The 12,403-nt window shown below is 32.2% G+C and carries 6 protein-coding genes; 1 reads left to right on the forward strand and 5 read right to left on the reverse strand.

What is annotated here, in order from left to right:
• Positions 1-240 precede the first annotated feature (240 nt).
• Together A2255_05765 and A2255_05770 are read right to left on the reverse strand one after the other, a co-directional pair.
• Positions 241-495 carry a hypothetical protein gene (locus A2255_05765; GenBank protein ID OGI22034.1) on the reverse strand — a complete coding sequence of 85 codons (255 nt, stop codon included), beginning with the start codon at positions 493-495 and terminating at the stop codon, positions 241-243.
• Between the two features lie 9 nt (positions 496-504).
• Entirely contained in the window at positions 505-1,500 is a 996-nt protein-coding gene (locus tag A2255_05770; protein OGI22035.1) for a hypothetical protein, read from the reverse strand.
• A 140-nt stretch (positions 1,501-1,640) separates the two neighbouring features.
• Here A2255_05770 and A2255_05775 point away from each other — a divergent pair, with 140 nt between their 5' ends.
• Positions 1,641-2,288 (forward strand): hypothetical protein, encoded by a 648-nt coding sequence (locus A2255_05775; GenBank protein ID OGI22036.1) that lies wholly within the window; start codon positions 1,641-1,643, stop codon positions 2,286-2,288.
• A gap of 27 nt (positions 2,289-2,315) precedes the next feature.
• Here A2255_05775 and A2255_05780 read toward each other — a convergent pair whose 3' ends face one another.
• From A2255_05780 to A2255_05790, 3 genes are all read right to left on the reverse strand, one after another.
• On the reverse strand, positions 2,316-6,839 hold the full coding sequence (locus tag A2255_05780; GenBank protein OGI22037.1) for a hypothetical protein: 4,524 nt from the start codon (positions 6,837-6,839) through the stop codon (positions 2,316-2,318).
• A gap of 623 nt (positions 6,840-7,462) precedes the next feature.
• A complete protein-coding gene (locus A2255_05785) occupies positions 7,463-9,817 on the reverse strand; it encodes a hypothetical protein (GenBank protein ID OGI22038.1) in 2,355 nt (784 codons plus the stop codon).
• 398 nt (positions 9,818-10,215) lie between these two features.
• Positions 10,216-12,273: a glycine--tRNA ligase subunit beta gene (locus tag A2255_05790; protein ID OGI22039.1), complete on the reverse strand. Its 2,058-nt coding sequence runs from the start codon at positions 12,271-12,273 to the stop codon at positions 10,216-10,218.
• Between the last annotated feature and the right edge of the window lie 130 nt (positions 12,274-12,403).

Here is a 12,403-nt window from a genome sequence, read left to right on the forward strand (position 1 = left end):
TATTTGTGTTCATAACTACATCCTGACACTTCTTCCTTAAAAAGAAAAATCAGGATGTAGATTTTTTATGCTAATTTTTTACTTTGCGTAAGTCCTGTAAGGAATAAAAATCTTTATTTAAGCAAAGTATTTGCTGATTAAAAGCAGGGATATTATATTTTGTCATCGTAGAATACGAAGTAAATTCTTAGATGACTCAATAATGTCCCTGCCTCAGTAAAATCAATAATTAAACAGTTTCTAATTGTTATTTTTGTCTTCTTCATTGTGAAATCTAGGAAAATAATACTCCCAGATTTTAATTTCTCCACAATATTTACAAACTGAATGAGAATTCATAAAAGCCAGATCAGGGATAAATTCGTATCCATCAACATTAATCAGAATTTCCCCGTGTTCGTTGAACCTTTCTGAATACGCCCCCTTACCTTTGTAAGTAGGACTGATCATCAAGCCGAAATTATCTACAGATTTACAATTTTTACACCTAAACATTCGTCTCACTTATTTCTTCGGGCTCTTTCTATTAACAACATCAAAGTATAAAAGGGTATAGCAAGCACTGCCTAAAGGCAGTATAAAAGCAGTGACTATTGTTCCTGCTATAGTTAACACTACTGTCCTGGAAATATCTGTAATACAAGCAGTAGGATTAGCAGGGTTTGAGCAGATTGTAAAATAAGGTTGAGGCCCTAATTGTGTAAAATTACCAAACAATGCTGCTGTATATGCTTTAACCGGATGAATTATGTACGATATTAAGTCTGTCATTTCTATTAAAGTCTGAAAAATTGCAGGAACTATTGCCCCGGTTATAATGGATAAAATTATTCCTAAAAGAAAAGCCCTCCAAAAATTGCCTTCAACGAGACTCCAGCTTTTTTTTAATACATTTATCACCGAAATATTCTCAAAAGCAAATACCTGAAAAGTTAAGCTTAAATATATGGATATTATAGCTGCAATAAATATGGCAGCAAGTTCTAATGCTACAAATCCAATCACTGTAGCAGAATTAATACCTGTAAATAATATAATTGCAGGCAAAATAAGAGCCACAAGCCAGACTAAAGATAATATCATAATTAATGAAATATAATCTTTAGATCTAAGCTTAACTGCTTGATTTTGAATCTTAATTTCTGTATTTTTCAGACTTCCTTGTTTATTTATAGCAGCAATCATAGAATTTAACGATACTGTAGCTATCATATACTCCCAAAAGGCTTTAATAAAAATAAAGAAGCCTGGAGTTATAGCTATGATAAGTACCAGTAAAAATAATAATATATTTCCTGAATTAATCCCACTTGGGAATATTGTATAAGAGTTTTTTGTAAGCCAATATGACGGGTAAAGAATCAGAAACACTCCTATTACTTGTCCGAAAACAGGAAACATCATTACTTTCGATAAAGGAATCAGGTTTTTAATATAAATTAAAAAACCATTAAAAATAACCTGAAAAATATTCATTAATTGCGTTTTCGCTCTACCCATTTTGATACCTGTATCACCCTACAAACTCTGTTAGATTATTATACAATTTATAGCTTTTTGTATAAGCAAGAGACTTTTATGCCAAATAAGAGTAAAATAAACTGAATGGTAGTTTGAAATATATATTAACTTATTTTACTATGCAAAGTATGATTGAGTCTTTAAAAAATTTAAAAAAATCTGATTTTTTTGCAAATGCAAACTTACATATACATACAAACTTTTCGGATGGAACTCTTTCTCCTGATGAGGTAATTGAGAAAGCTAAAGAAAGTAATCTTAAAGTAATTTCAATAACAGACCACAACTCTATAGAAGCCTATAAATATATTCCTTATGAAAATCTGGGAGATTTACAAGTTATTACAGGCGTTGAATTTGACTGCTGGTATAAAACAAATTTTATACATATTCTTGGGTATGGTTTTGATATCAATAATGAAAAATTAAAACAACTGTGTGCAAAAAATATTAATGCCACAAGACTTGATATTATAAGATTTTTTAATAAAAGAAAAGCTAAAGAAGTAATTAAAACGATAAAAGAAGCTGGAGGAATTGCTGTTTTAGCTCATCCAGCCTGCTGCTGGAATATCAACCTTAAAAAAATGATAAAAGAACTGCAAGATTTTGGTCTGGACGGAATTGAGGTTTATTATCCATATACAGGTCATAGAGGTATAGTTAAATTTCATACCGTGGATCAAATAAAAGAATATGCAATTAAGCTGAAATTATTGATTACAGGTGGCACTGATTGCCATAGTGATAATATAACAGGCAGATAATTGCATATATCATAAAAAAGCGCTATTTTAATCTACCCACCTAAAGCTCTTGACTGAACTTGGATTGTAAAGATCACCATCAATCTCTACTGCAAAACGTCTATATTTGCCGCCACCAAGACCAAGAACAGGAATTTTACTTAATCCGGGAATTACATCTACCAATCCTTTTTCTGGTGAGGAAGGCAAGAAACCTAGTCCTGGAATAAATCCAATAAATGTATTTATAGATACGCTACCAAGAGGTCCAAGTAAACCCGATACTTTTTTAGAAAGCCTTCCAAGAATGGTAATATCAGCTGTATTCGTCACCATATCAAGATTTCCTGAAAAATAAAGACTAAGATTTTTACCTTGAGAAGCTATATTATCGGTTTTTAGGGTTCCATCTTTTGCAATAACAGTGCCCTTTAATGTTTCAAAGTGTCCTGTCTCCTGAGGTGCAATAAGATCAAGTATATTATTTATATTTAACCCTGCTACGCCACTTTGAACCACATTAGCTGCTCTTAATAAATATTCAAGAGAACCTAATCGTACCAGACGTCCATCAGTAATTTCAAAATTTGCAACTCCATTAGCATTAGCTATTAATTCTTCAGATGTAGAACCTCTTGTACGGAACTGAGCATCACCGCTTAAAACTCCATAAACTTCGTTAGGCAGACTCATTAATGTAGTTGCTGCAGCGTTTGCCTGCATATCTTTTGCTGTTAAATCTACTGCTAATTCAGTAGTCTTTAAATTATACAATACTTGGCCATTAGCTATACCACCGGCTGTTTCAAATGACAAATTAGACACTGTAAGCAACCAGTCAGGTGTAAAATCAAGATTAGTAATCATATTATTCGTAATTAAGTTATGAATAATTAACTCATCTGCACATATCACACCATTTTCAATAACAAAAGGAGGTAAATCTATTTCAGCGTGTTCTTCTACAGGTTTTTTAAAGAGCTCTGCTATTTTATCAATATTAAGTGAAGGAGAATAAACGATAACTGATTTAACAAGCAAGGGACTATCCATAATATTTGATATACTGGCTTTAACTTTTAAAGGGGATTCTGCTACTGTCATATAGCTATCTTTAACTATTATTTCATTTTCATTAAGACTTGTAATTGCATAATCAATAAGCACATCTCTAGAAGGAATTGCGACATTGTTTAAAGTTAGATTACCTAATATTTGAGGGGAACTTATTCTACCCTGAAGCATTACACTACCGATAAATTCTCCTTTAGAAAAGAAAGGTTGATTATCCTGGGTCTTTATAGCATTGTTTAATAGCGTTATATCAAATGGGCTAGGTGTTAATACACGAAATTCTTGAAAAACAGGATTATCTGTTTGCAGACCATCGATAATTCCACTTATTTTTAACAATTTTTCAAGTTCTGCTTCTGTCTGAGAAGTTAATGATGCAGAATTCATAGCTGTTAAAGGTGTGTCAGCTATAGAAACTTCTAAATCCTGAATATTTATTTTATTTTGTGTTCCAGCTGCTTTTAAATTGAATATCCTAACTTTATCATCAGGTAAATTTAAATTTGGCTGAAATGATATGGAAGTGCCCTTATCAAGTGTCATTTGGGCTAATATATCCCAATTATTAAGATTGCCTTTAAGTGTTGCGCTAATTGGAATTGCACCTTTTGCAACAATAGGTTGATCCAAATACTGGTTAATATATTTATCAATATCTGTTGACACAATTTCAGCTGAGGTAACAACATTTAATACAGGCTTTATTCTATAATTTTTTACTGCACCATCAAGATAAAATCTGGATTTTGATAATCTAGTGTTCAAGTTATCAAAATATATATCATCAGAAGTGACAGTAATACCTCCATTACTTAACTCTATGGGTGTATTTTCCTGTGAGTATAAAGCCTGTACATCATCAAACTTAATATAAGCTTTATAATCTTTAGGATCAACATTTACATCAATATTTACCTGGCCATCAAGGTTTTTAAACTTTGCAACTTCGTTTCTAATACCCTGTGGAACTATTGGCGCTTGAAGCAATTCTTTTATTTTGTCAAATTCAAACTTTTGAGCTTGTAGTTTGAACTGAGGAATAAGAGTATCAGCTGCAAATCCGGTTACCTGCCCGGCTATTCTTATTGGTATTCCAAGTACTTCAGCCCTAGTTCCTTCTGTAAATACTCCATTTGGGGTAACAAGCAATTCACCTTTTAATTTTTCAATAGGATATCCTAATTCTCTGGTTATCAGAGACGTTTTATCCATATTAAATTTGGCATATTTTAATAAATCATCACTGTCTACTTTACCATTCAAACTAATTTCAGTTTTAGCATGCCCTGAAACATTGATAAAACTTTGTAAGTCTTTCTGAGCATTAGCTAAAGCAGGACTATTTTTTACAAATTTATGAGCAGCATTAAGATCAAGATTAGGGGCAGACAAAACCATAATCATATCTTTTTTATTCTCAATAGAGCCGTTAGTGGTTATTTGACTTTGCATAACTGTACTTTGCAGGTTAGTAAAAATTGCTTTTTCATTTATAAAACTTATCTTGCCAGCTAAATTCTTAAATGGCTCTGCAAAGCCTGCAAGAGTTGCTACAGAATCATGAAGATTCAATTCCCCTTTAGATTCGAGGATTTTTTCAGTTCCAGTCAGATATATAACCGTATCAGCATGACCTGATACTTCTTTTATATCTTTTAAAGCATCTTTTACCTCTACAAGAAGTGGACTGTTAGATATTAGCTCATGTCCAGTAACTAAATTCATATCTGGCATAGTTAATTTGACATCAGAATAACCTTTAAGTGTTGTATAACCTTCAGCTATAACCTTTGATTCGCCCATAAATCCAGATATGCCATTATACACAACCCTATCATTGTCAAATTTGAGAGTGCCTTTTACATCATGAAATTTCCCATAAAGATTTTCATAATACCCTCTGGCATTAAGCACCTCTAAATAACCGTTAACACCTGGAATACTGGGAGCTTTAAACTTGCCTCGGATATTTAAATCAACTTTTCCTGAACCTCTGCCATATATATCAGGAACGGGACCAAGTTTAAAGTTCAAAATATCCTTTAGCACAAGAAGCATATCCCTGCCTCTTTTTAAATCTATAACCCCTGTTTTTACATTGAGGTCTATAGTTTTATTGACAGGAGAAACCATTCCAAAAGCTTTTACAAGACCATGCTGATCTGTATATTCATAAATATCAAGTAATAATGATTTTCCGAGAAACTCTATCTTTCCATAGCCTTTAGGCACCTTTATCGGGTTTAATCCTATGGACAAATCATTAAATTTTAAATCTCCAAATAAATCAGGAGTTTTAGGTCTACCTTTTATAGTTAAGTTTACCGACAAATTCGCGTCAATGTTATGCTTATGGACTTTTGAAACAGCATCTAAGGGAACCTTGATTTCTTTAGGAAAAGCATCAAGTAATTCAGCAGCTCTGGAATTATCAATTAATAATTTTAAGTCTAAAACTTTATTCTTAGTTTTAAACTTTGAAATCTTGCCATTTATTTTTACTCTGGATTTTTTATTTACCAGGTTAAACTCTTCTAATGTCAGATCATTATTGAATTTACCTTTTGCATAAACATTTGCAGGACCGACAATATTTAAAACTTCACCTTTAACTGGACTTACAGCATATAAATCAGATAATAAGGCTTTTACCATAAAATTGTTTGATTTAAGCTTAGATTTTGTTAAATTAATATCAAAATCCATGTTTAATTTACCCTGAAGACTTGAGTATTTACGGGGAGCATATTTATTTATATAAGCCAGATAGAGGTTTGGATATAAATTCTGTATCTGGCCTTTTATTGATGCATTATTCTTTGCAAGTCCCCCCTTTTTAATAGGAAATTTACTTGAATATTCAACATCAAAATAGGTATTTGGCTTTTTACTGGTTACAACCTGCCCTTTAGTATTTATTCTCAAAAATTTATCAGGATCAAAATCAGATATCTTAACGTAATCTCCTACAATTGTATGCTTTTGCATTGGAGACATAAATTCATCATTAAAATATATTTGATAATTATTCGCTATAATTCTGGTATTATCCAAAACAGGTTTGAATTTTGAAGGTTTATCGGACTTTTTTGGGATTAATTGCTCTATATCGAACTTTCCTGCTTTTGACCTATTAATATAAGCTGCAGGATTATTAGTTTTAATTTCACGTATAACAATTTTATTACGTAAAAAAGGCAGCATAGATAATTCTACTGAAGTATGCCCGGTTGAAATAAAATCAGAATTGTCCGGATGCTTTATATCTATACTGCTAATATGAAGTTTAATCCCTAGATTCCAGGTTGCTGAGGTATCAAGCTTTCCAAGTACAACCGGCACATCCAGATTTTCTTTTATAGCCTGTTCTATTTGGGGTCTATGCTTCTCGATATTTATCAATTTTGGAACAAATTGAAAATAAAGAGTAATAATACTAACAAACAATATTGTTAATGCTAATATTATTGCTCTCTTATTATTTGGGCTGATAGACATTTATCTTAAAGCTCTACTTGCAATCTTCTTACTACTTTAGATTATAGTACATTATTTACTGTTATTATTATTGCACATCGCCAAATTAGTTAGTAGTACAATCAAATAAAGGAAAAACCGGAAAATATTTAAACTTAATAGTTTGAAATAATTTCTCTCAGATAGTTTTATTATTATTTTTATTCGAAATTGGTTTCATATAATGATTATTATCAAAATAAAAAATTATTTAGATTTTAAAATTATATTTAAATATTTAAAATATCTGAACTAACATATTGACCTACTCTAACTGGAGATGAGATGTTTTTTAGTATTAAATTGCATTATTTTATTCCATAAATATTGCGAAATAGGCTATTTTTTGCAGGAATTTTCTAAATGATAGGATCAAGAGTAATATTAGAGTCGTTCTGTAAGAAGAAAATTTTTGCCTCTACATTTTTCAGCGCAAAGCACCATTACTTTGTTTAAAAAATAATGATGAGGAGGTTATGTTATTAGCCTATGAAATGCGAAGGTGACCTTGTCACTTTTTCAAGTCATCAATTATTCCACTTAATTATGTGCGTTAGCACCAGCGACGGAAATAATATAACTTCCTGAACTTATGAAACAATCTACTATTGAGAACCTCTTAAATATCTTTGGACTCTCTGTTCTATATCTGATTCATTATTAACCTGTTTAGGTCTTAATTGAGGCCCTGAGCTATTTTTAGAATTGAGAGGCATTTCTTGTCTGGTTTCAGACTTAGGTACAGGAGCAAAATTCTGCTCTGGATTTTGTGTTTTTGGTTTTACATTATCAGAATCATATCCATGTTTTGGTGGATACTTTTGTGGATATTTGTATTGAGGCTTTGTTTCTATCGATCTTGGCGTTGTATCTTTTGTTTTTGCAGGTTTATTTTCAGGTTTAATATCATAATCCTGCTCAAATGTATCTTCAATTTCAGATTTAACTTTCTTATCTTCCTTTTTAGCGTCCTTATTTTTCTTGCTTTTGTTTCTACTAACCTTCTCAATAGAGATTTTTTTGTCATTTTTATCTTTTTTGTCCTGTTTCAAAACGTTTGTCTTTACAGGCTTTCTGAAATATCTTGGAGAAATATCCTTGATTTTATAATATTCTGTACTGAATATTCCCCATAGTTGTGCACAATTACTGCTAAATACTCCATTTAAAGGTGTGTTTTGATCATTTCCCATCCAAATAACTGTTGCTGTATCCGGGGTAAATCCTGAGAACCAAATATCTCTAACATCATCGGTCGTTCCTGTTTTTCCAGCAACAACCCTGTTTTTTAGTTTTGCTTGCTTACCTGTACCTTTTTCAACTACGTCTACTAATATAGAGCATAATTGTGCTACAAAGTTCGGACTCACAACTCTTATTGGGTAACGATCATGCTGGTCCAGTATATTATTATCACTATCTTCAACTCTTATTATGGCTGTAGGCTCCATATAAACACCTTCTCTAGCTAGCGTAGAATAAACAGTTGTCATTTCTAAAGGTGATATTCCCGTTGAACCTAGTGCAATAGAGAAATTTCTGTTAATAGGACTTTTTATACCTAATAATCTAGCAGTCTCAATAATTGAATCTACTCCAACTTTTAATGCAACTCGCACGGTAGGGGTATTTCTGGATAAAGTCAAAGCCTTTCTTACAGTCATTCTTCCCATGTATTTCCCGTCCCAATTGTGCGGAGACCAAACATTCCAACCGGTATTAAACGAGATCGGAGAATCAACAATCGGACTTTCAGGAGTTATTTTACCTAATCTAAGCCCTGTTAAATATACAACCGGCTTAAAAGATGATCCTGCGGCACGCTTTGCAAAAACAGCTCTGTTAAAATTACTTTTTTGATAATCCATGCCACCAACTAAGGCTTGAATATAACCATTATCAACATCAATTGATACCAAAGCTCCCTGAGTAACTCCAGAACCTTTAGGGATTGATTTCACCCCTTCTTTTATTGTCTTTTCTGCTATTTCCTGCACTTTTGGATCCAGAGTAGTATAAACACGCAGCCCGCCTCTTCTTACAACATCTTCCCCATATGTTTGTCTAAGTAAATATGATACATAATCAACAAAATAAGGGAATTTAGAATAACTTTGCTTTGGTGAAGCCAATTTTAAAGATTGTTCTTCTGCCTGAATTCTCTGCTTATGAGTTATATAACCATAATGTTCCATTCTTTCAAGAACAAGTTTTTGTCTGAATTTTGCGCCTTCAAAGTTTCTATAGGGAGAATACCCTTCAGGAGCTTTAATTAACCCTGCCAACAATGCCGATTCAGCTAAATCCAGTTTGCTTGCAGACTTTTTAAAGTATCTTCTTGCAGCTTTTTCTGCTCCATAAGATAAATTTCCCCAATAGATCTGATTTAAGTACATTTCAAGTATTTTATCTTTAGTAAAATTCTTTTCTACTCGAATAGCTAATATAGCTTCTATAAGTTTTCTTTTGAATGATCTTTCAGGAGATAAAAAAGAATTCTTTACCAGTTGCTGAGTTAGAGTACTACCCCCTTGAATAGAACCATCACCCGAAAAATTATTGAATCCTGCTCTTATCGTTCCAATTAAATCAATACCTTTATGAGAATAAAATCTGTTATCTTCAACGGCAATAACTGCCCTTTGAAGATAAGGAGATATTTTATCAAGTGAGACCAGGACTCTATCCTCATCTCCATGGATATTAGCAATAAGTTTATTGTTTATATCATATATTAACGTAGCCTGATCAGGTTTATGAGCCTTTAACATATCAGCATCAGGCAATTCACTTGCTAATTGTATAGTTTTAAACGTAAAAGTCATCGATATAAGAAAAGCAACAGCTAGCAAAGTCCCTAGCATTATCATAACCAATGTACGGTTTAATTGTTGTTTTTCTATCTCAGATTGTGTAGGGATATCAACAATCGAGAATTTATCAATCCGCCTTTTATTCATAAGCTGCGGACTCCCCTTTTAAAGCAAACTCAACTCCCCACATTATGATTGCTAAGCACAATATGAGTTAATAAAAATATATTTATCTAGCACTAATGCATTTTTATAGGTAGATATATTCCTATACAAAGCAATTTTAATTTTAATCAATACACTAGTGCATTGTTAATTTAATTTTGATGAGTTAATTTCTTCCGTCGCTGTTCAAACTCTACGAGTTTTCAAGGCTCCTCCAGAAACAAACTCATCATCAAAACTAATTTAACTGAGTACTAGTACTCTGACCGATTAATTTTGAAGGGAGGTATGTTTTCGCAGGAGCCTTACCTGTCTAACAGGCACAGCGACGGAGAAAATTTGCCTCCCTGAAATATCTTCATAACTTTTCGGTCACTTCACTAGGCTACTATTTTGCTAAAGTCTGCCAGCTTCAAGAACTTTTCTCTTATGTTACCCAGTAATGATAATCTATTTTGACGAATATCCATATTTGGATCCATTACAAGAACTTCATCAAAGAATTTTTCAATTACAGGTACACATGATTCGAGCTTTGAAACTAGTTCGTTATAATCAAGATTATCTTCATCTATACCTTTTGCGCAATTCCACAATTGACCTTCAATATCATGTACAAATAGACTAGGATCAGGTGTAGGATTAAATTGCTCAGATTTAATGATTCTATGAATTCTATTTGCTGCATCATGGAATAAATTATAATTTTCTTTTTCTACGAGTTTAGATAACACTTCAGTACGTTTTACAAGATCTTTCAGATCAGCTAAAGGATCTTTTGTACTTAATGCAGCCTCAACCACATCATATCTATAGTTTTCTGTCAGATAAATTCTCAATCTTTGAATAATGAAATCCCTTATCTCGCTGACTAAAATCCCTGTGTTCTCAATTTTTACAGGCTGAATAGATACTGCATTCTCAATAACTTTAGACAAATTAAGATTTATATCTTTCTTAATTATAGTAATAATAATACCTAGAGCAGCTCTTCTTAATCCTAACGGGTCAGCAGAGCCTGTGGGTATTTTACCTAAAGCAAAAACACCGGCAATTGTATCAATTTTGTCGGATATGCCAACAACCTGCCCTGTTATGCTATCAGCTAATTCTCCATCAGCTGAAACCGGCATATAATGTTCTGCAATTCCAACAGAAACAAGACAATCTTCTCCATCCAGCTTTGCATAATTCATACCGATAAAACCTTGAAGTTCAGTAAATTCTCTTACAAGCGAGGTTACAAGGTCAGCTTTGGATAAAAGTGCTGTTTTCTCAACGTTATCTATGGTGGCTTTATCCAGATTAAGTTCTTCACTTGTAAAGTAAGATATTTCTCTTATTCTACTTACTTTATCGTGGATAGTTCCAAGTCCTTTTTGGAATGTAACTCCTTTTAAATCCTCAATTCTGGATTCAAGAGTTCTTCTTGTATCTTCAGTATAGAAGAATATTGCATCATCGAGTCTTGCTTTTAAAACTCTTTCATTACCTCTTTTGATATTTTCCAGTGCTTTAGCTGCATCATTATTGGCCATAGTAATAAAATAGTTCAATAACTGACCATTTTCGGCAAATACAGGAAAATATCTCTGATGCGCTGCCATAACAGTAACAATTACATCTTTTGGTATTACAAGATATTTTTTATCAAAGCTTCCAAGAATTGGATGTGGCCATTCTACAATATATGTAACTTCATCAACCAATTCAGGGTTTAAATGAACATTTCCATTTACTGATTTAGCTATATTAGATGCTTGTTTTATTATTTCTTCACGACGTTTAACCGTATCAATAATTACTTGAGCTTTATATAAATCTTCCATATAACTATCTGGAGAAGTTATTTCAACTTCTTTATTGTTATAAAATCTATGACCTCTTGAGCATCTGGTAGATTCAATGTCAGCAATCTTTATTTTTACTTCTTCATTATCCATTAATGAGACTAGCCATCTAATAGGACGTGAAAATCTAACTTCCAGATCTCCCCATCTCATAAAATGAGAACCCTGTAACCTTAATATAATGTCGGGAATAATATCTTTAAGGACTTCACCTGTTTTTCTGCCTTCTTCTTTAACCTTTGCAAAGACATATTCAACATTTCCAACAGATTCTTTATATAAATCTTCAGGATTAACATTTTGTTTTTTAGCGAACCCAATTCCTGCCTGGGTAATGTTTCCATTTCCATCAAAAGCAGCCTTTGTAGGCGGACCTTTTATTACTTTTTCAATGTTTGGTTGTGATTCTGTAATATCTTCAACAATTACAGCAAGTCTTCTTGGCGTTCCGTATGTTTTTATGTCTTTATAAGAAATTCTATTTCCCTCAAAGGCTTTAGCCAAGGATTCTTTTAACTGTTCCATTGCTGATGGGATAAACTTATATGGTAATTCTTCAGTTCCAATTTCAATTAAATATTTTGTCACAGCTTTAACCTTTCCAGATTTTCTATAAGCCTTTAAGTTATTATAACTAAATAGTTTTTATAAATGGATTATAAAATATAATTTTATTTTAAATTATAAAAAATTAATACTAAAAATGTAAGTAAATATT

The sequence above is a fragment of the Candidatus Melainabacteria bacterium RIFOXYA2_FULL_32_9 genome (genome assembly GCA_001784615.1).
GTDB lineage: Bacteria > Cyanobacteriota > Vampirovibrionia > Gastranaerophilales > UBA9579 > UBA9579.